We start from the raw sequence: 21,580 nt of genomic DNA, 5'->3' as shown, positions 1-21,580 counted from the left end.
TACATTTCAAGCCGGAGAACCGTTTCGACATTTGCCGAATAACGATTCTACGAGCCCCATACTCCGTTTAAACGGAATATGGAGGAATATTTGTAAAAGAGCTAATATATCCTTTGTGGTTGATTTTGTTCTCGTTTTCGGGGCGGATTCTGCCCCGGTTTCCGAATTTCCCTTGATTTGTGCGTTTATCCAGCACTTATTCAGATCAGATGGATTACGGATCCGGGCACAGGACTTCTTTATAGACTCAGCCGGATTCGCGCACGTACCGATATCTGAGGTCTCCAGAATACGTGCTCTTGTACTATTGCTCTTGTACTATAGTAGAGACTATACCATGAAAAACGCTTGCGCAAATACACACTATATTAGTACACCAAAACAGGGGTCCCAACCCGTTCACCTCAAGGGGAACTCCGGTGACATTTGCACACACTTACCTAACACAGGGTACAATGGGTGCAATTATGAGTGGGAGTGGTGGTGAATTCCCATCCTGCAGATGATACTCTCCCAAAAAAATGCCTGCAGTTCTCGGGTCTGTACACAATCACTCCGGCTCCTGATTGCAACACATATATGATACCGGCGCCAACTCTTGTTCCATGAGAGTCATCCGGGCCCCGGCTATCGGGAGGGCACACGAGCTGGTCGTAAAGATGATCCTGGAGAAAGGCCGGGTTCTCCAGACCGAAGATGACGAGGCCACTGTTGAATTCGAGGAAGTGGCCCTGCAGGTCGATACCCCGCTTGCCGGACCGCTCGTGAGCCCCCACTCCCGGTTCCAGCAGAGATTTGTCGAGCAGTACGCGACTGATCTGCTGCACGGATCGAAGGCCTCCTTTGAATATGACTATCATGGCCGCCTCTTTGACTGGGGCGAACGCCTTTCTGCGGATGGACAGCCCGTGCATGTCGACCAGATCGAATACATTGCAGAAAAACTCCGACAGTCCCCCGTCAGCCGCCGGGCCATCGCCATCACATGGAATCCGGTGATCGATGAAAAACTCAACGACTGCCCCTGTCTCCAGCTCGTGCAGTGCATTCTCCGCGACGGCAAACTCGCCATGCGGGTGATCTTCCGGAGTAACGATATGCTCACCGCAGCAGGGGCCAACATGTATGCCCTCGTCCAGCTCCAGAAGTCCATCGCTGATCGGCTTGGCGTACCTTGCGGCACCTATACCCACATCTCGCTGGTCCCGCATATCTATTACATCCGGGATATGAACGATATCGAGCCATTCTGCGGTAAGGGAGAGTTCATCCAGCCGGTACAGGAAGTCTGCCGGGCCTGCGGGCGCTGTGACCGGTCAAAAAGCGCCTGATGCACCAGGAGCAGGCACAACTATCCGTCACTTTAATTAGGCTCCAGCGGCAAAAAGTATGAGGCAGTATAGCCCGGTAGTGTAGCGGTCAATCATGCGAGGCTCTGGATCTCGCGACAGCAGTTCGAATCTGCTCCGGGCTACTCTTTTGTAGTATATCGTATTTGCAGGACTCCGTTGGTTTGACCTGCGTCCTGCCGGTTTTGCCGGAGAAAACCTGTTGTTCGTAAAAAATATCAGGCCGCACCGGTTTCGCACGTAAGGGTTCATGGCCAAAAAAATTTCGACCGGAAAATTTTTGGATTTTTCAATTTTCAAACCGGAAAAAAATCCGGCAAAAAAGTTTTCGGCCCGAAAAAAATCCGGATTTTAATTTTCGCGCGGGAATTTTTTCCGCCCGGAAACTTTCAATCCAAAAAAATCCGGCAGTCCGTATTTTCGAACACGAACAACACACGAACTCTATAAGAAAAAGTGCCGGCCCAATCTCATGCAATAAGGGCCGACAGGATACACCCGATAAAGATCGCGCCAAACGTCCCCGCCCCGCCAATGCTGACCTGCGGCACTTCGAGTGCACCCACCTGAGGCAGGTGCGCAATGTCAGCACCCAGCAGGATACCGAAAATCGCACTGACAAACGCGATCACACCAGCGGCAGGAAGACCCCATCCACCGGCAAGCAGGATACCGCAGAGAATGGCAGCGAGACCCGGGACAAAGAGCGGTGCCCGGAGCCCCAGCCCCACCATGGGCCGGGTCGTCACGTACGCCATAGCCGCGACAATCAGGGTTGCCACAGCCACATGGAGATACAACGTATTTACCTCCATCACCGCGGATGCACGGTACAAGAGGTAACAGGCCATTGCAACCGGTATGATCGCCCCGCCGAGATTCACCGCGATGGAAGTCTCCCAGAGTCCCCCGTTCTCTGTCGGAGAAAATGTTTCCGGGAACTGCCCGTCAGGTGAATGAGGCATGCGGATCGTCTCTTTGCGGATCCTCCAGACAGGGATATTGACAAGGCTGCAGAGCAGGATCAGGAGGACAAGGGCGGTCGCCGTTATCCACGACAAACCGACGAGGTTCGTGAACGCTTTACCTACAAGACCCAGAAACAGGAGCGGTACGACAATGACGATAAGCCCGATGATGACGAGAAGCGCAATGATCGTCAGGGGGCCGGCAGAATAAACACGGATATCGGAGGGCATGGTACATCCCAAAGAAGTTTTCTTATTTTGTGCAGACAATTGCCGCGTGGTCCTGGTGATACGGGGCAAGCCATGTACTCTCAACTATTGTGAGCCCGGCAGACATGAGGATATCGAGCGTGTCCCGGAACACCTCGGCTGGTTCTTTCCTGATATCCACGCTCCGGGTCTTGAGCATGAGGATAAAGCACCCCCCCTGTTTGAGGAACACACCGTTCTTGAGCGCGATCGCCGCCTGGTCCGGCTGGGCCACATCCTGGTAGAGGAGATCCACGGTTTCCACCAGCGGCGCGTACTGCTCCGGACATGAGGCATCCGCAAGGATTGGCATCACATTTTTGCGCCGGCGTGCGACTTCGAGCAGGTCCTGCATCGGGCGCGGCGCGAATTCAACGGCATACACGACCTCCACATAATCAGCAACATGGGAAACCGTCGTCCCGTTTGCCGCCCCGAGATAGAGGACTTTCATATCCGGGGGGAGTTCGATACCGGTTCCCACGAGATATAGTGCCGCAAGCTTGCTCCGGTACGGGTCCCAGACCCGGTAGCCATCAAGCTCCCGCTCGCCATAGACCCCGCCCTCACCTTTCGAGACCAGCACGTCACCGACACGGATCATTGTCCTTTCCCCTCCCCGTTTGTAGTTCCCGCCCGGTCGATCCGTACCTGTGCATCGTCAAGGAAGGACTGCACCGCACAGCCCCGGTAAAAGTCCAGCCGTGCCGCAATCGCAAGTTTCCCGGCAAGCACCCGGGCAACTTTTCCCCGAACCTCGCGGGGGGCGTTATGTACCCGCCGGTGCTGGAAGATTATCCCGTGCTTTGGCGCTGGAGCATGGGTCCTGATATGTGCAAAGAGCGCAGTCCGGGCGCCGAGCACCTGGATACCGCTCGCGGGCAGGCGCGAAAGTTTCTTTAACCCCCCTGCGTGGGAGAGGAGCCGGGCGGCAACGAGCCCGCCGATGAGTGCGCTCGTGTTGGGCATCACCTCACACGCCCGGGCCGAGACCTCCTTTGCAAGTGCCGTCCGGGCATCGGCAAGACACATAATCTCTGCGGCGACCTTCCCGAGCGCTCCCCCGCCCCCACCGCGCTCCCGGTTCCGCTCGCTGATGGATTTGACCAGAACGTGCGCCGGGGTCCGGCGGTATTTGCGGGAGAATGAGGGGTGCCGGATCTGGTACCAGTCTGCCACCCTTTCAGAAAGGACATTGGTGACCGTGTCCATCTCGTCGAGTGTCCTGACCATCTGGAGCAGTTCCACATCCTTTGCGGCATACTGCTCCCTGACTGCCTGCTCCGATCCGGCGATACAGACTTTCTGGAGCAGCGCAAGGTATTCCGCACGGTCGCGGCAGATACCACAGGCAACGGCCTGCTGCCAGTCCAGAGGGATAAAATCGTCCATGCTGGTCCGGGTCTCCCGGACGCGGCGGGCGTATGCGGCGGTATCACCGGTAAACGGGGTGCACTTCCCCGCATTGATATCGCCAAACCAGCAGGACTGCATGATACAAGCTAAGGGACGCACGGCTAAAAAAAGAATGGCTCACACCCTGCCTGAGGCGTTCGCGTCAGACCCACGCGATGTCAAAAGAATACAGGATGACCGGCATCATGATCGCGCCCATGCAGTAGACCCGGGATACGTTCACGATATGCGGTACAAGCCCGAGGATCGTGGCAAGGAGGAGGATGACGATCCCAAACGGCCCGGTGAGGACAATACAGAGGCCCACCACAAAAATGATCACCGCCCGGTTGAGTATCCGGCCGTTGATCCCGGTGAGCCAGCCTGCCGAACGCGAAAGCCACACCGTGATGACATACGCGAGGCAGGTCGCAAGCACACCAATGATCATCAGTTCGCTCATTGACGGAAGGGGCAGCTCCGCGAGCGCGACCATGACGCCATTGCGCATCCGGGAGAGTGCAAAGAGCGCGGCAAGCCCGATGAACGCATTGGCCGTGTTTGCCGCACTCGTGGCAAGGATATAGGCACGCCGATCCTTCTCATACCCGATCACCGACGCCAGTGCACCGTTTGCGGTTGCTGTCGAAAGCCCCGGTAGCCAGCCGACCGCGATACCGGCGAGCGTGCCAAGGAAGGAGCACTTTACGATCGTCCCGTTCTCCACCCGCAGGCCCCGGAACTGCTGCGCCGGCAGCTTTCCCTGCGACGCAACGAGAAGGACAGATATCCCGAAGAGACCCGTGAGGAGGGGCATGAGGATGGAAGTCTCCCCACCAAGCGTGTGCCAGCCCAGGAATGCGTACCGCATGGCAAACCCCCCGAGGAGGCCGGAGACAGAAAAGATCGCAAGCGCCCAGCCGGGCGATTCGCTCATGACGATCATGTACCCGATGACCGCGACGATCAGGATCCCGATGCCCCAGTCGAAGTACGGCTGGAGGGCGGGGAGGATAATATAACAGAGCACCGAGAGAGGGACCGCGATGATGATAGCGCAGGCGCTCCCAAGCGCGGCGATCCTGACCGCTTCTTCCCCGTTTCCCTCAAGGCAGAGGGCATGCGCCGGGAGGACGGAAAGCGAGGTATCTGCATCGGGAACCCCCAGAAACGTGGACGGGACCGCCTCGACAAATGTGTGCGTGATCAGGGCGGCAAACATCGCGCCTGCAAGGGCAAGCGGCCCAAGCGCAGTAAGGAGGACTGCCTGCGCACCAAGCAGGATGCCCGCGAGCGTGTTCGCGTGCACGCCGGGGATAAGACCGCTGATGGTGCCAAGGAGGACGCCGAGCAGCACCCCAATCACGATCTCGATCATAGCAGAAGGTACAGGAGAATGAACATAAATCAACCGAAATGCATACCATCTTATCATACAGGGATGATGAATCCGTAATGAAGATCGCAGTCACCCGTCTTGCAGGAAAGGAGGAGCGGGACGCGGCCCGGTGTGCAGCGTTCGGGCACGCGTGCTACAGCGTCCACCCGCTCCGGTCGGAGATCCGGCAGGATATCGTCTCCGCGTTTGTCGGGGCCGTGGAGCGCGGGGAGTTTGACTGCATCTTTTTTACAAGTGCACTTCCGGCAAAAATCCTTGCCCCGCACCTCAAAAAGACTCCCCGGGTCATCGCGATCGGCCCCGAGACGGCACGGGAACTCACGCGGTGCAACATCACCTGCGAAACCCTGCCCGGATTTTACTCGCGCGATTTCGTCCCGTTTCTCGGGGACTGGATCAAAGGGAAAATAATCGGCCTTCCCCGCGCCGATGTCCCAAACGCCCCCCTCATCGATGCAATTACCCACGCGGGGGGGATTCCACGGGAATACCGCTGCTATCGGCTTGCGCCCACGAATGAGCCACTCAATCTTGAAAGGGCAGACGCCATCCTCTTTACGAGCGCGATGTCGTATACGAAGGCAATATGGACCCCGCGCCCCGACCTGCTGGTAATGGCCATCGGGGATGTAACCGCTGAATCGATGATGTGCGGGGGAACGCTGCCCGCAATTGTCGGGGACGGATCGCTTGAGGGGACGCTTGGCGCCTTGAACGAATACCGGGGAAAGATACGGATAATACGATGACGACACCACAGGAAACCCCGATAGAGGGACAAACAGGCACCCCACAGCTCTGGCATGGCGCAGGCATTATCGTGATCGATAAGCCCCGGGGGCCCTCGAGCCACCAGGTGGCCGCATGGGTGGGAAAGATGCTCGGCTGTCAGGTTGGTCACGCGGGCACGCTCGACCCGCAGGTGTCGGGCATTCTCCTCGTCATGCTGGGAAACGCCGTGCGCCTTGCGCCGCTCCTCCTGAAACACGATAAGGAATATGTCTGCCTGATGCGGCTGCACAAGGAGGTAGAGCGGCAGCGTATCGATGAGGTCGTAACGGAATTTACCGGCCGTATCTACCAGCGCCCGCCCCGGAGGAGCGCGGTCAAACGCCTGCTGCGCATCCGTGCCATCCAGAAAATGGAGATACTGGGCGTTGATGGGCGACTGGTGCTCTTCAAGGTGCAGTGCGATGCCGGCACCTACATCCGCTCGCTCTGCCACCATATGGGCCTTGCGCTTGGCGTCGGGGCACACATGCAGGAGCTGCGCCGGACCCGGTCGGGGGTCTTTGACGAGCGCACCATGTACACGCTTCACGAACTGCAGGATGCCTGCGTTGCTGCGGCAGCGGGAGACTGCACCTCGTTAGAATCCATGATCGTTTCCGTGGATGCGGCGATTCCCGATCTCCCTGCCGTTGTCGTGCGCGATACCGCCGTTGATGCCCTCTGCCACGGTGCAGCGCTGGCAGGAGTAGGGGTGCTCCGCTGCGACGAGTTCAGGAGAGATCAGATCGTCGCTGTCCTCACGGACAAGAAGGAGTTTGTCGGTCTCGGGAAGGCCATTGCCGCATCAACGACCTGGCAACCCGGGAAGACCGGCCTCTTTATCGCCATGACCACGGTCTTCCTAGCCCCGGGCACGTACCCGAGAGGCTGGAAGAGGGCAGTCAGGCCGGAAAAACCCACAAAACACTGATCCCATGAAGGGATAGCATTAAAAAAATACCCGGCAAATACATGGGATACACTTTTTGCTGAGGTAGTCTAGCGGTAGGGCGCAGGCCTGGAAAGCCTGTGGTGCGAAAGTGCCTCGGGGGTTCAATTCCCCCCCTCAGCGTTGTTGTTTTCCGGATTCCTCTGTAATCCACCGGAACGTAAACTCTTATTGTTCTTCCAGCAGGATCTCCCGATCGGGTTGCTGCCGGTCCGGTTTTAATTGAGCCCTTGCGCCGTAAAACAGATGGCAAATGGCGGATCGGTCACACATGAGATCGACAGGGCAGGTTGGGATTTGCTCCATGAGGAGAGGCGTACTCACTCATACAGGCTATCCGGTTCAAAGACACCCGGTGCACCCATCAGCGTGCCTTGCTGAATGCCCGCCCCATCTCGAATGCTTTTGTGTTGACCTCAACGGTCTTTGGCGGGACGAGTTTTTTAACTGCGGCAAGCAGGGACTCAGCCTTTAAGGGGATCGACCAAGAGGCCGCACCAAGGATCACGACATTCTGGGAGAGACTGCTACCCGCATCTGTGGCAATCCTGTCGGCGTCGATCAGGCACAGGTTGAACCGGGCAAGCTGCGCGACGATCTCGTCTTCGGTCGGCACCGGGCTCTTCTGCGTAAAGACCGAGGTGGGCAGGACCATGTGCCGGTTGACCACCATCGTCCCGCCGGTCTTGAGGAAGTGAGAATACCGGAGCGCTTCGAGCAGGTCAAAGGAGATCAGGAGATCAGCCGTGCCGGGCACAATCAATGGACCGTACTGCCCGTCGATCCTGATATGGGTCTCGACCGACCCCCCGCGCTGCGCCATGCCGTGCGTCTCGGCGCCTTTCACGTGCCGGCCCTCAAGGAGGCAGGCCTCCCCGAGAATATTCGATGCAAGGATGGTGCCCTGCCCGCCGATCCCGACGATCAGGATATCGAAACTCTTCGTCATTTTTTTGCCTCCCGCGAGATAGCCCCGACCGGACAGAGCCGGGCGCAGACCGCACACCCGCTGCACAGATCATTGATCCGGGCCTTCTCGTCCGCGAACTCGATCGCGGGACACCCGAACCGCACGCAGGTACCACAGCCGGTACAGAGATCCGGGTTCACCACGTAACGGCCCCTTTTTACTCCTGCACGGCGTGCCGCGATCACGCACATCTGCTTTGCGATGATCACCTTGACCCCGTTCTTCTTCTTTGCCTCTTCAAGGACCCGGAGGATCCCGGTCATATCGTAAGGATCGACGGTTTCGACAAAGGTCGCCCCGCAGGCGCGGCAGATCGCGTCGAGGGATACCGGGGGCGTCTCCACGCCGGTTGCCGTTAACCCGGTATTCGGGTTGGGCTGGTGACCGGTCATCGCGGTGATCCGGTTGTCGAGGATGACGACCGTCATGTTCGCACCATTGTAGACCGCATTCATGAGCCCCTGGATCCCGGTGTGCAGGAAGGTGGAATCGCCAATTGTACTGACCACATCGCGGGGATCACCGGAATGGGCGATCCCGCTCCCGACCGTAATCGAGGCGCCCATGCAAATCGTGGTATCGACAACGCCGAGCTGGATCCCGAGCGTGTAACACCCGATATCGCTCGGGTAGATCGCTGCATCCTTGAACACCTTCTTTATCGCGTAGAATGCAGCGCGGTGGTGGCAGCCGGCGCAGAGAATGGGCGGGCGCATCGGGAGGTTCTGTACAGGTTCCATCGCGGCAAAAGGGTTTTCCGGCAGGAACCCGGCCTTTACCATGATTGCCGCGACAAACGCAGGTGAAAGTTCGCCTTCGTACGGCGCATACCCGTTGATCTTCCCGAAGACCGGCACGCAGCCTGCCACCTGGCGGACTGCCTCTTCAACAACCGGGGCGAGTTCCTCGATCACGAGAATCTTCTCATGCTTCCTCGCAAACTCCCCGAGCCATTCCTCATCGATCGGGTAAGCACCGATCTTCATGAACGAGACATCGGGGGGCAGGAGTTCCTGCACATAGGAGGCACCGATCCCGCTCGCGATAATCGCGGTCTTTCCCTTTATCGTGTAATGATTGAGCCCACGTTCAACGAGACGTTTTTTAAGGGCAGGCTGCTTCTCGTTGAGTTTTTTGTGCAGGAGCCGGGTATGGGCCGGGATCACCACGTACTGCCGGGGGTCCTTGTGGAACTCCCCTTTCCTTGTACTGGGGACGACAGCCCCCAGTTCCACATCGCCCTTAGAGTGGCAGATCCGGGTGGTGGGGCGGAAGAGCACCGGCAGCCTGAATTCCTCGGAGATCTCAAACGCGGTGCGGATCATGTCGTGCGCTTCCTGAACACCCGCGGGATCAAGACAGGGAAGCCGGGCGAAATGGGCATAGCACCGGGTGTCCTGCTCGTTTTGGGAACTGTGGGCGAACGGGTCGTCTGCGCTCATGATGACAAGGCCGCCGGTCACCCCGGTATAGGCGCTCGTCATGAGCGGGTCGGCGGCGACGTTGAGGCCGACATGCTTCATAGTGCAGATCGCCCGTATCCCGCACCACGCCGCAGCAAGGGCATTTTCAAGCGCGACCTTCTCGTTTACCGACCATTCCACATAGTACGAGGGGTCTTTCTGTACGCGGAGGACATCGATAACTTCCGATGAAGGAGTGCCGGGGTACCCGCTGGCAAAATCGATACCTGATTCGAGGCACGCGTGGGCGATGGCTTCATTTCCGAGGAGATAGTGGCGTTGCATAATCCCAGTCCGAACGATATTTAGTTATTTTTAACAATAAAGCCCTATAGCATTATCCTGTCCGCCCGGCCATTCACAACCTATAAAAACTCCGGTGGGATAAGTAATAAGGTAAATTTCAGGCAATCCTTTTGGGCCCGTAGCATAGCCCGGTGGTGCGCCCGGCTGATAACCGGGAGGTCATGCGTTCGAATCGCATCGGGCCCATCCCACGCGTTTTGATATAGTTTTTTAGCCTACAGAAGGGCATGGAGAAAATTCATAAGATTCTTCTTGTGGCCGGCGCCCTGATCTGCGTACTCCTCATCTGGATCAACATCTATCTCGGTGCGACAGGTGTAATCATCCTTGCCGCTCTTGCCATGTCGGTCTTTATCATGGAAGATGCCCGGGTCCTTCCGGAGCTTACCGTCAGGCTGGGTGACAATGCAAAAAAGGTCGTGGTTGAGAACTCAGGGAATGCACCGGCATACCGGATCCATGTCGCGCTTGTTCCTCTTGACATTGAATTTGATCTTCCCGAACTTGCGGCAGACGCCCGGCACGAGTATCCCCTCACCCGCATGGTGGATACTGCAAAAGCCGTGGTCACTTTCGAAGATAAAAACAGCGTGGAGACCAGTCGCACGTTTACGCTGTCAGCGCTGGGAAAGGGCGATAATGACCCACTCAGACCGATGTTCCCGCTGTTCAGGTGGAAGTAGTGGAAGAAAAAAGGATCATCGATCAGGTTTTACCGGGAGTGGCAAAAACATACCCGATCACTTTTTCAAGCGCTGCGATAAGTTCTGCTTCCGATTTCATGTAGTCGTGCATTCCCTGGAACAGCATGAACATGACATCATACCCGTACACCTCGATGGTGGATTTCGGATCAATGGGGTTGAGATACGAATCGGTGATAAAACCGTCAGAACTGTACATCAGTTCGTAGAACTTTCCCTTTTCAGAGAGAACGCAGAACTGGTCGGTGATCTTTTTTGAAGGGTCGTCGGGGCGAAACGCCGCGGGATCGGCCTTCCCGAGCACGATCATTTTTTCCGTATAATAATTGGCATCGTAGATCTCGTTTTTCGTATCCTGCTTCCCGATCTTAAGCAGGTTGAGGCCGACAGATATGACCACCGGTTTTGCCATAACTGCCATGCGCCCCAGAAGTTCCCCATCATGGGTTTTTATCTTTTCGGACAGTTTGGCATCCGTCTTTTTCATATCCTCGATCTTCTGCATGATCTTTTCAAAACCGGCCTCGATCTCATCCATATCAGTATCACCACATGGCACCTTCCGGCGCAAAACAAGAATAGTTAATGTTCCGGCTATAAAATCACTCGTCTTTCTGCGGCCGCCATTCCCTGATTGGGACTCATGCGACAGGATCGCCCATAAAGAAATATTTCCGGTCTTTTTTGAGGATGACCTCTGCGGCAACACCGATCGGGAGATCCCTTCCGATGACAACACCCTGGTAGGATGCAGTCCGGGCCATGACCGAGCCGGGACGGAGTTTTTCCGTAACGACACAGGATACCGTGGTTCCAAGGAGCGGGCGGTTGACCGTGGAGTACTGTTCTTCCGCGTACGCGTTCAGGGTACGTGACCGGTCTTTTTTTATCGAATCCGGGAAGTCCTTTTCCGCAAACGGGCCGGTGAACGGGCGCTTTGAATACCGGGTAACATTGACCTTGGCAGGTTTTGTCCTCCCGATAAGTGCAAGGGACCGGGAAAAATCGTCTTTGGTCTCCCCGGGAAACCCGACAATAAAATCCGTGGCGATGCTGATATCGGGATACCGGCTACGGAACGCAGAAACGATCTCCTCGAACTCCTGCACGGTATATCCCCGTCCCATCTGTTCAAGGATACGGTCGGATCCCGACTGCACCGGCAGGTGCACAAACCTGAAGATGCGGTCGCTGGTATATGCATCCACCAGATCGTCAAGGACAGGGAGGGCCGTCGCCGGGTTCATCATGCCGACACGGATCCGGTAGTTTCCCCGGAGATCACTGATGGTGGAGAGGAGAGAGGGGAGATCGGTTCCCATATCTCTCCCATAGGCGCTGACATCCTGTGCCGTCAGCTGGATCTCGTACGCGCCCGCGTCAACAAACGCCTGAGTTTTTTCCCGGATCTCCTCTGCCGGGAAACTCTTAAGCGGCCCCCGGGCCCTGCGCGTGATGCAGTACGTGCAGCGCCCGAGGCAGCCCTGCGCGATCTGGACGATCCCGGCACCCCCGGGAGCAACGGTTTTTACGCGAAGGTACGCTTCACGTATCGCATCCGGGGAAATAATGACAGGAGTACAGACCGAAAGGATCGCCTCGCGCTGGACAATCGGCATACAGCCGGTGACAAAGAGCGGCTTTTCCTGAAGGGCAACAAGACGCCGGAGCATCCGGCGTTCTGTCGGCCCGACTACCGTGCAGGTATTGACGATGACCGCATCCGCCTCCCCGGGTGATGCGACACGGGTGCTCCCATAGTGCTTGAGCACCTCCTCAAGATTCGCCGTATCCCCGAAATTATAACTGCACCCGTACGTCTCGATATAGACCCGCTTATGGGCGAGTTCGGCAAACACGTCCATCGTATCCGGAGGATCTCCTGATAAGTTCTCTTCCATATCTCTCTTCTCATCGTTGGGAGCGCGGGCAGTTAAAGGTCATTTTTCTGCAGTATCCCCGGCTTTTCGCTTGCCGGTGCTTCCGTTTGGGATAACCATTAATCCATGATACCCATAACCTGTTTACCATGTTACGCATCGGACTGCTGGGCTGTGGCAATATCGGGCATATCATTGCGCAGCACGCGGAAGGATTTACCATACCGGCAGTCTTCGATAACGTTCCCGCACGGGCAGAAGAGATCGCGGCGATCTGCCACGGGAAAGCGTACACGGATGTTGAGGCATTCCTTACGGCAGATGTCGATCTCATTGTGGAAGCAGCCTCGGTTGGTGCGGCACGGGCGCATGCAAAAGCGATTCTCCTCAACAACCGGGATCTGGTTATCATGAGCGTCGGGGCACTCACGGATCCGGCCTTTAAAGAAGAACTCATGGAAACTGCACGGGCCCACAAAAAGAAGATCTATATCCCGAGCGGTGCGATATTCGGCCTCGACAACCTCAAGATCGGGCAGATCTCGCCTATCACAAAACTGCTCCTGAAAACCACCAAGAGCCCCGCGTCGCTTGGCCTTACCGCCACATCCAGGAAACGCATCTTCTCCGGAAAAGCGCACGAGTGCATTAAAGCATACCCGAAAAACGTGAACGTGTCGGTCGCGATGAGCCTTGCCGCAGGACAGGATACGGATGTGGAACTCTGGGTGGACCCCGCGGTGGACAAAAACGTCCACGAACTCTTTATCGAAGGCAGTTTTGGCGAGACCTACATCAAAGTCACCAATCTCCCAAGCCCGGATAACCCGGCGACGAGTTACCTTGCGGCACTCTCCATCCTGTCACTCTTAAGAAACCTCGACAGCCCGCTCGTTATCGGGACGTGATGGCGCACAGGGAAACTGCCATGGTACCACTGGAATATCTGAAAAAATTCATAGAAGAGGATGCACCGTTCGGAGATGTTACCTCGGATGCGATCATACCGGATATCACCTGCCGGGCCGTCATCCGGGCCGAGCAGGAAGGAATTGCAGCCGGTCTTTCTGAGGCAGCAGCCCTTTTTTCCTATTTCGGAGTGGACGTGCGGCGGGATACCCGCGATGGCGAGCCTGTGGTAACCGGGAAGATCCTTCTCTCGCTCTCGGGAAATGCAAAAAAGATCCTGCTCGTGGAGCGCACCGCGCTCAACATTATCGGCAGGATGAGCGGGATTGCCACGCAGACAAGAAAACTCTCGGATCTGGTGAAGAAAGAAAACTCCCGATGCCGTGTGGCAGGGACCCGTAAGACCTGTCCCGGCCTGCGAGCTCTCGATAAAAAAGCCGTGGCGCTTGGCGGCGGCGATCCCCACCGGTCGGGCCTGAGCGACGGCGTGCTCATCAAGGACAACCACCTTGTTCTCGTGCCGGTCAAAGAGGCGATCACGATGGCAAAATCAGCAAGCGCCTACCGGAAGATCGAGGTTGAGGTGGAAACAACAAAAGATGCGATTGCGGCGGCTCAGGTCGGCGCGGACATCCTGCTCTTCGATAACATGACACCGGACAGTGTCCGGACAACGATCCATGAACTTGAACAGGCCGGACTCCGGGACAAGGTCATACTCGAACTCTCGGGCGGCATTACCGCGGAGACGATACAGGAGTACGCACGGACCGGCGCTGATCTGATCAGCCTTGGCGCACTCACCCATACGGTCAGGAATTTTTCGGTAACACTGGAGATCCTGAGGTAATCTTTTTTACCGGTAATACCGGGTCCGGGACCCTGATGACCCACATGATCGGATCCGTCCAAATATTCATTATCCCCCATGGCATACGGATGGCCTGAGGGGATCCGGATGGATGAGACAGCAACACCCGCCCCTGCACCACTCCCGGAAAAACCACCGACCGTGGACGATCCAGTTGTTCGGGAAGAAAACCGGAGGCGACGGGTGCAGGAATATATCCGTTTACTCAAAAGTGATCGCCTTCATTTTCGCTGGCACGCGGCAGAGGCGCTGGGTGACGAAGGGGACCCCGCAGCAGTCGAACCGCTTATTGCAGCGTTGAAAGACCCGTACGTGGATGTCGGGTGGCTTGCGGCAAAATCGCTCGGGATGATCGGAGATCCACGCGCGGTCGAACCCCTGCTTGCGGCTCTTACCTCAAGTGAAAAATGGCTCCGCACCGGCGCCGCGTGGGGGCTTGGAAAACTTAAGGCTACCCGGGCAGTCAGTCCACTCATCCTGCTCCTTTCCGACCCAAAACGGGGCGTCAGGAAAACTGCCGCATGGGCATTGGGTGAGATCGGTGACGAACGTGCAGTGCCGGCACTGGCCGGCGCACGGGAGGATCCTGATGACGGAGTGTGCACTGCTGCACAGGAAGCACTCGACACCATCGCAAGGACAAAAACAAAAGCCGCCCCGGGTGCCGCTGTACTGTAAAGCGAGCGCGGGACTTCATACCAAACCGGGCACTACTGAATCTCCCGGATATCATCCGCTGAACTGATGAGAATCTCTTTTTTACCCTGGTAGGTCTGGACCGTCCCGTACAACGATACGGCAGTCCCTTTCGCAAAGGCCCTGTCACCGGCAACATTTGCGGGGACAAAAACCGTGACATTATTGACGGTGAGAATTACGTGCCCGCCATTTTTGAGAACGGTCGCCTGATCGATGATACCCGTTATGCTGACAAGCGCCCCATCGGCAGACTGGTCTGAATATGCGGATGCAAACGGCGCTTTTCCGATCTGCACGAGCGCGATGTGGGCAGCAATGACCACGAGAGCCACCGCGATCAACAGCAGGATCGCGACCCGCTCCTGGTGCCCGAACATACGTGATGATTGAAACCGGGGATATAAATTACCGACAGGTTGATATGTTAACACTGTTAACATTACGATCATGTATCAGCACACCTTACCACCATCCTCACGGACGGTTATGGAGATACTGGACACCGGTGGCGCCATGACCCACAAGGACCTTGTCAAGAAAAGCAGGCTTGCGCCGCGGACCGTGCGGTACGCCCTGAAAAAACTAAAAGAGCGCCACCTCATCATCGAGAAGTTCAACTTCCGCGATGCACGGCAGATCATCTACCAGAACAGACCCGTTACCACCCCGGAATCCCAGCCTGCACTCGTATGACGAAGCATACCTGCACGCTCATGCACTGCGACACGATGGTCAGGAACCTCCTGCCCCCTATGAGAGCAGAGATGGTATCCCGGCTTGTCAACAAGGAAGGTCTCAGCCAGAGCGATGCGGCAAAGAGAATGGGAGTCACGCGCGCTGCGGTATCCCAGTATATGAGTAAAAAGCGGGGGTACGGGGCAATTGAATTGTCATCCGAACTCGATGCGATGATAGATCGCTGGGCACTTGCAGTGGTTACCGGAGAGAGCGACATCAATCTCTGCGACGTATGCCAGTGCGCACTCAAGAAAATCTGAAAATTCAAAAAAAAACTTTGTTCAGACGCCAGTTCTGATTGTTATTCCTGTTTTTATTAGCGCTCACCAGACCGGACGCGTGCCATCGGTTTTAGAAAATACCTGCGCATTACCGGATATGCCGCCGGTAATACAGGACAATGAGCAGGCCGATGACAGCGATAACACACGCGATCTTAAGGTAATCGGCGGATTTCTGCGGAGACCGCACCGCCGGGCTCCAGTCTGCATCAAACACCGTGCGGAAATACCGCGCCACCTCCGGTTGCTCTACGATGACACCGGTTTCCCGGTTGAAACCAGGGGAGTTCGTGTTCCAGTTGATGCTGCTTACCAGCACTGCACGGTCATCGACGACAACACCCTTGTTATGGATCTTCTCAAAACCGCTTGCCGCAAGATCGGCAGTGCGCGCTTCAAGCGGCAGGTGTTCTGTGGCGGCAATACGGTTGATCAGCGCAACCATTTCATCATTGTCTGCCTCATCCGCGGTGTTATACCAGTATGAATCAAGGAGCACCCGTACATGCACCCCGCGCCGCGAGGCATTGATCGCAGTCGCAAGGTACGGGTTTAACCGGGTCTTTGACTCGTTCGTGATATACGCCTGCTCGATCCCGATGCTGTCCTGTGCGGAATCGAGCAGGCCCGTTATCGTGCTGCTGGTATCTGGGGCGACGACCGGGGTAACCCGTGCGCCGGTAAAAGTGGTCGGGTCAAACGGCGCCTGATAGGAGACCACCGTGTACACCTCTGTCGGCCCCGCGTTCCCGTACAGGGGAACAATTCCCGGCCCCCCGGTATCGGTCAGGTAAAGATCACTGAAATATGCCGCGAGACCGGGATTGTCCAGCCATACACCCCAGCCCCGGTTCCCGCTCTCTCCATGAGGGGGAAACCCACTGTGCCCGAAATTTTCGCTGGTCACAAGGACCGAACGGTCATCGATGACCACATATTTTGCATGGTCGTACCGGTACGGTGCGTGCTCGCTTTCAGATGTCGTCATCTCATAGACCGGGATCCCGCTCTGGTTCAGCCGCCAGACTGCTGCTTTTTCTTCAGCGCTGATCCCCCCGACCGGCCCACCTTCAAGAAGGACTTCCACGTCCACCCCACGTTTTTCTGCATCGACAAGCGCCCCGGTGATATTGGCACTGGAGAGTTCGTAGACATTCACCAGTACCTGGTGCTGTGCCGATGCAACAGCACGGGAAAATACCGCAAGGGAATTGTCTGGGGAGACAAAAGCGGTGACTGTCACATTCTCGAAGGTCTCCGGAACAAGTCGTGACTGGCCGAGCATGAGCGGGCGGGGGTCCCAGACACCGTTTTCGAGAAAATGTACCTGGCCTTCCCGGGGTTTCACGTCCCCGGGCCAGGTAATCTTCTGCACGAGCCGGCTGTTCTCGTACACCATCAGTTCATCACCGGTGTTGGCGAGGCGCAGTGTCGTACCGGAGACCACGTCCGGCACCTGCGGGGAATAATCCTGCCATTCAAAATCCGGGAGCCTCCCGTGAGTCTTTTCAAAGGCGGGAGAACTCCGTGCGACAGTGAGGGTACCATTGATGAAAGTCCCGGGAGGAAACCGGAAGCCGCCGTGGTTATCAGAGACGGCAATATCGTCAAGGGAACCGTGGCCGGACAGAACGACATATTCATCCATATCATTGGCAAGATACGGGTCCGGACAGAACTCGGTGATCTGCACCGCACCACACGACACCACACAGACACACAGGAGCAGGAACACAACGAGGCGGCGCATAAAAGATCTGGTATCTTCCTTTTTATAATCCGGGAATATAACCCTTGGGAGATGACAGCGCAGGCACGGCACGGGAAGAACAATACAACTTCACCCGTAACGGTCGTAAAACTGGGCGGCAGTCTGGCCCCCCACATCAGGGAGATTATCCCGGCCCTGCAATCCGCTCGCCGTCCCCTGCTGATTGTCCCGGGTGGCGGGATATTTGCCGATGCCGTGCGGCAGTCTGGCGCCGCAACCGATGCGGATGCCGCCCACTGGATGGCATGCGCTGCCATGGACCAGTACGGGTGGACACTTGTCGCACGGGGTGTCAGGACAACCACGCGGATCGCACGTCCCCGGGATACGTGCGTCCTCCTCCCGTACTGTGCCCTGCGCCGCTATGATCCCCTCCCCCATTCATGGGACATCACGTCCGACACGATCGCCGCGTGGGTCGCCGGCATGCTCGGTGGCGATCTTCTTGTACTCAAATCCGTGGATGGTATAGAGGCAGAGGGAAAACTCCTTGCCCGCATAGAAAAACCCGTACACACTGATGTCATCGATCCCTGCTTTCTTTCCTACGTGCTCGAACACCGTATCAGGACGTTCATCCTCAACGGAACCGACACGACCCGGCTCTCCCGCTGGCTCTGCGGGGAGCAGGTTTGCGGCACCGGCATTGGTACAACCTTTTAAAGGTACTAAAAGAGATACTATAGGAATCCTTAAAGGAGCGATATCATGTCAGATAAAAAGTGTACATCCTGCAGCGCTCCGCTTGCAGAAGAGGGCTCAACGGCGTTCGCATGCCCCTCGTGCGGTGTCGAGATCACCCGGTGCTACCGGTGCAGGGAGCAGAGTATTCCCTACGTCTGCCCGAAATGTGGATTCGGGGGACCGTGAGGCATGGGTGGCGTTGCCGTAATTGTCAGGGTCATGCCGGAATCTCCCGAAGTTGACCTTGAAGAACTAAAAAGCGCGCTCAAACAGAAACTGCCGGGCATCCAGGATATCCAGGAAGAGCCAATAGGATTCGGCCTTAAGGCACTCAAACTTGTCGCAGTCGTCAATGATGCGGGCGGCGAGACGGATGCCATCGAGGGGAAACTCAATACGATCCCCGGTGTCGAACGTGCAGAAATTGTTGAAGTAACGCTTATGTAAAACAGGGATCGGTTATCCGTATTCCCGCTTTTTTAATCCTTTAACATCAGAGACCGGATTTTCCGGACTGGGATCTTTTTGGCTTTCTTGGAGCGCCCGGCTCTCTTTCACTCTCAAGGGTCTGGACGATCTGGTGCGTCGTTGCGCGGATCTTCTCAACGGATTCCCGGTATGCGATGACCTCTGATTCATCGATCCTGATGGTCACCGGGAACGCACCGTTCCGGTTGATCCGGGCAGGAACGCCGATACAGACCCCGCCGATCCCGTGAACCTCGCTTTTCACGTAGGATGAGACGGTCAGGATCCGGTTTTCGTCGCCAAGAACGGTCTTTACGAGCGTCGCAATTGCTTCGCCGGGGCCGTACACCGTCGATCCCTTGTTTTTGATGATCTGTTCGCCGCTGGACTTCACGGACTGGATAAAGTCCTGCACCGGCAGGTGCGTGAACGCCGGCAGGTTGGAGATCCTGATCCCGCCGATCGTGGTCGCCGACCAGAGCGGCACCATGCTGTCGCCGTGTTCTCCGATAATACGGGTGTGAACTTCGCTGACATGCACTTTGAAATACGTCGCAATCAGCGATTTTAACCGCATCGAGTCCAGGTGAGTGCCAAGGCCAAAAACCTGGTTGGGCTTGAGCCCGGAATACTTGAGGACAACACACGTTATCACGTCAACCGGGTTTGTCACCACGATGATCTTCGTGTCGGGAGCGACAGCGCCGATCGTCTGTGCCATAGGTGCAACGACGCGGGCATTCCCAAGCGCAAGATCGAGACGGTCCTGCCCCGGGCCACGGGGAGTTCCGGCAGTAATAACCACGATATCCGACCCGGCCACATCCTTGAGGCTGGTCGTCCAGGTGATCCTGATATTTGTCCCCCGGGCCGCGAATGAATCGATAAAATCCTGCGCGATGCCTTTTAAGAGAGCTTCGCGCCCTTCGCGCCCGTACAGCTGGATCTCGTGGACGTGGGGATCTGCAGAAATGGCATATGCGGCAAACATACCGACATTGCCGGTTGCACCGATAATGGTGACTTTTGACATGGTATCACGAGAAATGGGGACGTGTTATCAGTCGACTGTACGTTGCTCCTCTTGCCAAGGTACTCCTCCTCCGCCCCGTTACCCCATGGGCGCCGTATGTCTGCGGTAAGTCTGCTCCCTTCCGGGCCTGAACCGGTTCCCGCAGCGACAGGTCGCCATTCCCTCCGGAATTTTGATACCTGGCCATCGACCTCATGGGACGAGGTTTCAACGTCAGAATACGTAAGGCGCCAGCAGTTCGTTGCAGCCTTCGTCAAACTTCGCCCCCCGCGTACCGACGGTTTCGGGTTACAAGTGACGCCGAGCCACCCGGGCTAGTCCCCATATACCTTTGCCTGCCGGTCAATAAATCCTTGTCACCCACAGATCAGGTTATTCCACGGGATGTCCAGCACAGTACCCCCACAGGAAGGGCAAATGGTTTCAGGGAACAAACACGTCCCCGCCCATGCGCCCCTGCCAGTCACGGAGCATGGCGGATACGCCGTTCCGGTCGTTTTTATCAAAAATATCCAGGGCCGCAACCGGGTGCGCATCTTTTGGGATCACGCGATCCAGGTTCAGGAAATCCCCCTGGTAAACTTCAATAACCTGCCGGCCGGTGGTTTCGGCAATCTTCACCGGTTCCCGGGCGACCGGGTGACGCGCCATATCACGGACCTGACCGTAGATCTGCACTTTGTCGACATCGAAGTAAACACGATTCACTTCGAGATTGAATGCCGACCAGAACGCCGATGCATACCAGGCATCGTTCATGACCACGTGCGGCACGCCAAGGCACGCTGCCGCGAGGCCGAGCGTTCCCGGCCCCGAGAAGGCATCCACAAAGAAGGGGACCGGCGGTTTTCCCACGTGGGCCACAACCGACCGCAGTTTGGGATAGCCGGCGCGCGGGAACTCGATATGGATGAGGGACTGCTGCTTGTACACGACAAGAGGACCGGTGGCAAGCGGGTAAATATCGGCCCTGACATCGCAGCCGGCAAGGAGTGTATAGACACGCGGTACTGCATTCAAATCGTGGGAGATAAGACCGGGAACAAATGCTGCGGTTTTGACAACGCCCCGAACTTCAGGGACTTCGGCAACGATCCGCCGGGCCGCCTTTTCCTGCACCTTCCCGGACAACAGCAACAGGGATTTTGCCGGCAGAAACGGTGGCAGGTCCATCGCAAAGCCAGGATGAATGAGCGGTGAGCCGACCGCGATGAGCGGGTCGCGGGGGGAAAGATCGCCTTCCTCCCGCATGATCACGTACATGTGCGCAAAGACTTCGTCGATAAAACGTTTCCCGCAGGAGCAGGGTTCTGCATACTCCAATGCAGAGAGCGGTGCACGTTTGTCAAGGACCCGCATGCTGCACTCTGCACAGGGAAGAAAACGCGTGGGAAGATCGCTCATGATCTCCGGTGCCGTCCTGACACAATCGCTGCCGCACACGGGGCATTCCATGGTGGTTGCTCTGATTTCCAGCCATAGAAACTTTGCCAAACAGTCCCGGACAGGGACGATCGGGGCAGGCTTACCGGAAAATCTTAAAAACGTGGCCGTCGGGAGTAACGGTACGGGAGAAAGAGAAAGAACGAAAATTGCAATGGGCCTGATGCGATTCGAACGCATGACCGCCCGGTTATGAGCCGGGCGCTCTAACCGGACTGAGCTACAGGCCCATAAGCGCCGCCAACAGGACTCGAACCTGTGACATGCTGGTTAACAGCCA

The 21,580-nt window shown here is 56.8% G+C and carries 24 protein-coding genes, 4 tRNA genes and 1 other RNA gene; 15 read left to right on the top strand and 14 right to left on the bottom strand.

The features are described 5' to 3' along the window. The first annotated feature begins 605 nt into the window (after nucleotides 1-605). Complete coding sequence (locus WCE46_RS07330) at nucleotides 606-1,331, top strand: thymidylate synthase (protein ID WP_424733043.1); 726 nt, start codon at nucleotides 606-608, stop codon at nucleotides 1,329-1,331. A 70-nt stretch (nucleotides 1,332-1,401) separates the two neighbouring features. Continuing rightward, a tRNA-Gln gene (locus tag WCE46_RS07325) sits at nucleotides 1,402-1,474 on the top strand. Nucleotides 1,475-1,819: 345 nt separating this feature from the next. Here the strand turns inward: WCE46_RS07325 and WCE46_RS07320 are convergent. From WCE46_RS07320 to WCE46_RS07305, 4 genes are all read right to left on the bottom strand, one after another. Continuing rightward, nucleotides 1,820-2,548, bottom strand: a complete 729-nt coding sequence (locus WCE46_RS07320) for a DUF1614 domain-containing protein (RefSeq protein WP_424733042.1) — start codon at nucleotides 2,546-2,548, stop codon at nucleotides 1,820-1,822. A 22-nt stretch (nucleotides 2,549-2,570) separates the two neighbouring features. Further along, complete coding sequence (locus WCE46_RS07315; protein WP_424733041.1) at nucleotides 2,571-3,170, bottom strand: fibrillarin-like rRNA/tRNA 2'-O-methyltransferase; 600 nt, start codon at nucleotides 3,168-3,170, stop codon at nucleotides 2,571-2,573. After that, entirely contained in the window at nucleotides 3,167-4,060 is an 894-nt protein-coding gene (locus WCE46_RS07310; RefSeq protein ID WP_424733040.1) for an RNA-processing protein, read from the bottom strand. Before WCE46_RS07310 ends, WCE46_RS07315 begins: the two co-directional genes overlap by 4 nt. A 64-nt stretch (nucleotides 4,061-4,124) precedes the next feature. Continuing rightward, nucleotides 4,125-5,339: a tripartite tricarboxylate transporter permease gene (locus WCE46_RS07305; protein WP_424733039.1), complete on the bottom strand. Its 1,215-nt coding sequence runs from the start codon at nucleotides 5,337-5,339 to the stop codon at nucleotides 4,125-4,127. 77 nt (nucleotides 5,340-5,416) lie between these two features. On the opposite strand from WCE46_RS07305, the gene WCE46_RS07300 reads away from it, so the two are divergent. From WCE46_RS07300 to WCE46_RS07290, 3 genes are all read left to right on the top strand, one after another. Beyond that, complete coding sequence (locus WCE46_RS07300; protein WP_424733038.1) at nucleotides 5,417-6,109, top strand: uroporphyrinogen-III synthase; 693 nt, start codon at nucleotides 5,417-5,419, stop codon at nucleotides 6,107-6,109. Further along, complete coding sequence (locus WCE46_RS07295; protein ID WP_424733037.1) at nucleotides 6,106-7,062, top strand: RNA-guided pseudouridylation complex pseudouridine synthase subunit Cbf5; 957 nt, start codon at nucleotides 6,106-6,108, stop codon at nucleotides 7,060-7,062. The genes WCE46_RS07300 and WCE46_RS07295 overlap by 4 nt, the downstream gene beginning before the upstream one ends. Before the next feature lie 57 nt (nucleotides 7,063-7,119). Beyond that, nucleotides 7,120-7,203, top strand: a tRNA-Ser gene (locus tag WCE46_RS07290). Between the two features lie 241 nt (nucleotides 7,204-7,444). Here WCE46_RS07290 and WCE46_RS07285 read toward each other — a convergent pair. Continuing rightward, nucleotides 7,445-8,029 (bottom strand): indolepyruvate oxidoreductase subunit beta, encoded by a 585-nt coding sequence (locus tag WCE46_RS07285; protein WP_424733036.1) that lies wholly within the window; start codon nucleotides 8,027-8,029, stop codon nucleotides 7,445-7,447. Then, complete coding sequence (gene iorA / locus WCE46_RS07280) at nucleotides 8,026-9,798, bottom strand: indolepyruvate ferredoxin oxidoreductase subunit alpha (protein WP_424733035.1); 1,773 nt, start codon at nucleotides 9,796-9,798, stop codon at nucleotides 8,026-8,028. Before iorA ends, WCE46_RS07285 begins: the two co-directional genes overlap by 4 nt. Before the next feature lie 133 nt (nucleotides 9,799-9,931). Here iorA and WCE46_RS07275 point away from each other — a divergent pair. Then, nucleotides 9,932-10,005, top strand: a tRNA-Ile gene (locus tag WCE46_RS07275). Between the two features lie 41 nt (nucleotides 10,006-10,046). Next, nucleotides 10,047-10,502: a hypothetical protein gene (locus tag WCE46_RS07270; protein ID WP_424733034.1), complete on the top strand. Its 456-nt coding sequence runs from the start codon at nucleotides 10,047-10,049 to the stop codon at nucleotides 10,500-10,502. Between the two features lie 22 nt (nucleotides 10,503-10,524). Here the strand turns inward: WCE46_RS07270 and WCE46_RS07265 are convergent, their stop codons facing one another. Further along, nucleotides 10,525-11,061, bottom strand: a complete 537-nt coding sequence (locus WCE46_RS07265; RefSeq protein WP_424733033.1) for a hypothetical protein — start codon at nucleotides 11,059-11,061, stop codon at nucleotides 10,525-10,527. A 103-nt stretch (nucleotides 11,062-11,164) separates the two neighbouring features. Then, nucleotides 11,165-12,424 carry a MiaB/RimO family radical SAM methylthiotransferase gene (locus tag WCE46_RS07260; RefSeq protein ID WP_424733032.1) on the bottom strand — a complete coding sequence of 420 codons (1,260 nt, stop codon included), beginning with the start codon at nucleotides 12,422-12,424 and terminating at the stop codon, nucleotides 11,165-11,167. A gap of 128 nt (nucleotides 12,425-12,552) precedes the next feature. Between WCE46_RS07260 and nadX the strand changes: the two genes are divergently transcribed. The 3 genes from nadX to WCE46_RS07245 all read left to right on the top strand — a co-directional run bounded on the left by nadX (nucleotide 12,553) and on the right by WCE46_RS07245 (nucleotide 14,861). Next, nucleotides 12,553-13,311, top strand: coding sequence for an aspartate dehydrogenase (nadX, locus tag WCE46_RS07255; RefSeq protein WP_424733031.1), 759 nt, complete (start codon nucleotides 12,553-12,555; stop codon nucleotides 13,309-13,311). 20 nt (nucleotides 13,312-13,331) lie between these two features. Beyond that, nucleotides 13,332-14,162: a carboxylating nicotinate-nucleotide diphosphorylase gene (gene nadC / locus WCE46_RS07250; RefSeq protein ID WP_424733030.1), complete on the top strand. Its 831-nt coding sequence runs from the start codon at nucleotides 13,332-13,334 to the stop codon at nucleotides 14,160-14,162. Nucleotides 14,163-14,270: 108 nt separating this feature from the next. Next, complete coding sequence (locus WCE46_RS07245; protein WP_424733029.1) at nucleotides 14,271-14,861, top strand: HEAT repeat domain-containing protein; 591 nt, start codon at nucleotides 14,271-14,273, stop codon at nucleotides 14,859-14,861. A gap of 32 nt (nucleotides 14,862-14,893) precedes the next feature. On the opposite strand, the gene WCE46_RS07240 is transcribed toward WCE46_RS07245, so the two are convergent. Continuing rightward, the gene (locus tag WCE46_RS07240; protein ID WP_424733028.1) at nucleotides 14,894-15,259 is read right to left on the bottom strand and encodes a hypothetical protein; all 366 of its coding nucleotides are present in this window, start codon (nucleotides 15,257-15,259) and stop codon (nucleotides 14,894-14,896) included. A gap of 70 nt (nucleotides 15,260-15,329) precedes the next feature. Here WCE46_RS07240 and WCE46_RS07235 point away from each other — a divergent pair, with 70 nt between their 5' ends. Both WCE46_RS07235 and WCE46_RS07230 read left to right on the top strand, forming a co-directional pair. Further along, complete coding sequence (locus WCE46_RS07235; protein ID WP_424733027.1) at nucleotides 15,330-15,575, top strand: MarR family transcriptional regulator; 246 nt, start codon at nucleotides 15,330-15,332, stop codon at nucleotides 15,573-15,575. Continuing rightward, entirely contained in the window at nucleotides 15,572-15,880 is a 309-nt protein-coding gene (locus WCE46_RS07230; protein WP_424733026.1) for a transcriptional regulator, read from the top strand. The genes WCE46_RS07235 and WCE46_RS07230 overlap by 4 nt, the downstream gene beginning before the upstream one ends. Nucleotides 15,881-15,989: 109 nt before the next feature. Here the strand turns inward: WCE46_RS07230 and WCE46_RS07225 are convergent, their stop codons facing one another. Beyond that, entirely contained in the window at nucleotides 15,990-17,651 is a 1,662-nt protein-coding gene (locus WCE46_RS07225) for a phospholipase D-like domain-containing protein (protein WP_424733025.1), read from the bottom strand. A 51-nt stretch (nucleotides 17,652-17,702) separates the two neighbouring features. Between WCE46_RS07225 and WCE46_RS07220 the strand changes: the two genes are divergently transcribed. From WCE46_RS07220 to WCE46_RS07210, 3 genes are read left to right on the top strand one after another with little or no spacing between them, the layout of a single operon-like run. Then, nucleotides 17,703-18,335 carry a uridylate kinase gene (locus WCE46_RS07220; RefSeq protein WP_424733024.1) on the top strand — a complete coding sequence of 211 codons (633 nt, stop codon included), beginning with the start codon at nucleotides 17,703-17,705 and terminating at the stop codon, nucleotides 18,333-18,335. Nucleotides 18,336-18,380: 45 nt separating this feature from the next. Further along, on the top strand, nucleotides 18,381-18,542 hold the full coding sequence (locus tag WCE46_RS07215) for a zinc finger domain-containing protein (RefSeq protein ID WP_292371098.1): 162 nt from the start codon (nucleotides 18,381-18,383) through the stop codon (nucleotides 18,540-18,542). A 3-nt stretch (nucleotides 18,543-18,545) separates the two neighbouring features. Further along, nucleotides 18,546-18,803 (top strand): elongation factor 1-beta, encoded by a 258-nt coding sequence (locus tag WCE46_RS07210; RefSeq protein ID WP_424733023.1) that lies wholly within the window; start codon nucleotides 18,546-18,548, stop codon nucleotides 18,801-18,803. A 46-nt stretch (nucleotides 18,804-18,849) separates the two neighbouring features. Here the strand turns inward: WCE46_RS07210 and WCE46_RS07205 are convergent, their stop codons facing one another. The 4 genes from WCE46_RS07205 to WCE46_RS07190 form a co-directional block, all read right to left on the bottom strand. Beyond that, nucleotides 18,850-19,857, bottom strand: a complete 1,008-nt coding sequence (locus tag WCE46_RS07205; RefSeq protein ID WP_424733022.1) for a malate dehydrogenase — start codon at nucleotides 19,855-19,857, stop codon at nucleotides 18,850-18,852. A 13-nt stretch (nucleotides 19,858-19,870) separates the two neighbouring features. Next, an RNA gene (gene ffs / locus WCE46_RS07200) (signal recognition particle sRNA) lies at nucleotides 19,871-20,182 on the bottom strand. 98 nt (nucleotides 20,183-20,280) lie between these two features. Beyond that, a complete protein-coding gene (locus WCE46_RS07195; protein WP_424733021.1) occupies nucleotides 20,281-21,312 on the bottom strand; it encodes a hypothetical protein in 1,032 nt (343 codons plus the stop codon). Between the two features lie 143 nt (nucleotides 21,313-21,455). After that, a tRNA-Ile gene (locus tag WCE46_RS07190) sits at nucleotides 21,456-21,530 on the bottom strand. Nucleotides 21,531-21,580: the final 50 nt, after the last annotated feature.

The organism is Methanoregula sp. (assembly GCF_049690535.1).
Taxonomy (GTDB): domain Archaea; phylum Halobacteriota; class Methanomicrobia; order Methanomicrobiales; family Methanospirillaceae; genus Methanoregula.
Note: the sequence above shows the minus strand (reverse complement) of the source record. Positions and strands in the feature narration are given on the sequence as shown.

Coding starts and splice junctions, on each gene's coding strand:
- WCE46_RS07330 (WP_424733043.1), top strand. CDS start 606: ATGAGAGTCATCCGGGCCCCGGCTATCGGGAGGGCACACGAGCTGGTC.
- WCE46_RS07320 (WP_424733042.1), bottom strand. CDS start 2,548: ATGCCCTCCGATATCCGTGTTTATTCTGCCGGCCCCCTGACGATCATT.
- WCE46_RS07315 (WP_424733041.1), bottom strand. CDS start 3,170: ATGATCCGTGTCGGTGACGTGCTGGTCTCGAAAGGTGAGGGCGGGGTC.
- WCE46_RS07310 (WP_424733040.1), bottom strand. CDS start 4,060: ATGCAGTCCTGCTGGTTTGGCGATATCAATGCGGGGAAGTGCACCCCG.
- WCE46_RS07305 (WP_424733039.1), bottom strand. CDS start 5,339: ATGATCGAGATCGTGATTGGGGTGCTGCTCGGCGTCCTCCTTGGCACC.
- WCE46_RS07300 (WP_424733038.1), top strand. CDS start 5,417: ATGAAGATCGCAGTCACCCGTCTTGCAGGAAAGGAGGAGCGGGACGCG.
- WCE46_RS07295 (WP_424733037.1), top strand. CDS start 6,106: ATGACGACACCACAGGAAACCCCGATAGAGGGACAAACAGGCACCCCA.
- WCE46_RS07285 (WP_424733036.1), bottom strand. CDS start 8,029: ATGACGAAGAGTTTCGATATCCTGATCGTCGGGATCGGCGGGCAGGGC.
- iorA (WP_424733035.1), bottom strand. CDS start 9,798: ATGCAACGCCACTATCTCCTCGGAAATGAAGCCATCGCCCACGCGTGC.
- WCE46_RS07270 (WP_424733034.1), top strand. CDS start 10,047: ATGGAGAAAATTCATAAGATTCTTCTTGTGGCCGGCGCCCTGATCTGC.
- WCE46_RS07265 (WP_424733033.1), bottom strand. CDS start 11,061: ATGGATGAGATCGAGGCCGGTTTTGAAAAGATCATGCAGAAGATCGAG.
- WCE46_RS07260 (WP_424733032.1), bottom strand. CDS start 12,424: ATGGAAGAGAACTTATCAGGAGATCCTCCGGATACGATGGACGTGTTT.
- nadX (WP_424733031.1), top strand. CDS start 12,553: ATGTTACGCATCGGACTGCTGGGCTGTGGCAATATCGGGCATATCATT.
- nadC (WP_424733030.1), top strand. CDS start 13,332: ATGGTACCACTGGAATATCTGAAAAAATTCATAGAAGAGGATGCACCG.
- WCE46_RS07245 (WP_424733029.1), top strand. CDS start 14,271: ATGGATGAGACAGCAACACCCGCCCCTGCACCACTCCCGGAAAAACCA.
- WCE46_RS07240 (WP_424733028.1), bottom strand. CDS start 15,259: ATGTTCGGGCACCAGGAGCGGGTCGCGATCCTGCTGTTGATCGCGGTG.
- WCE46_RS07235 (WP_424733027.1), top strand. CDS start 15,330: ATGTATCAGCACACCTTACCACCATCCTCACGGACGGTTATGGAGATA.
- WCE46_RS07230 (WP_424733026.1), top strand. CDS start 15,572: ATGACGAAGCATACCTGCACGCTCATGCACTGCGACACGATGGTCAGG.
- WCE46_RS07225 (WP_424733025.1), bottom strand. CDS start 17,651: ATGCGCCGCCTCGTTGTGTTCCTGCTCCTGTGTGTCTGTGTGGTGTCG.
- WCE46_RS07220 (WP_424733024.1), top strand. CDS start 17,703: ATGACAGCGCAGGCACGGCACGGGAAGAACAATACAACTTCACCCGTA.
- WCE46_RS07215 (WP_292371098.1), top strand. CDS start 18,381: ATGTCAGATAAAAAGTGTACATCCTGCAGCGCTCCGCTTGCAGAAGAG.
- WCE46_RS07210 (WP_424733023.1), top strand. CDS start 18,546: ATGGGTGGCGTTGCCGTAATTGTCAGGGTCATGCCGGAATCTCCCGAA.
- WCE46_RS07205 (WP_424733022.1), bottom strand. CDS start 19,857: ATGTCAAAAGTCACCATTATCGGTGCAACCGGCAATGTCGGTATGTTT.
- WCE46_RS07195 (WP_424733021.1), bottom strand. CDS start 21,312: ATGGAATGCCCCGTGTGCGGCAGCGATTGTGTCAGGACGGCACCGGAG.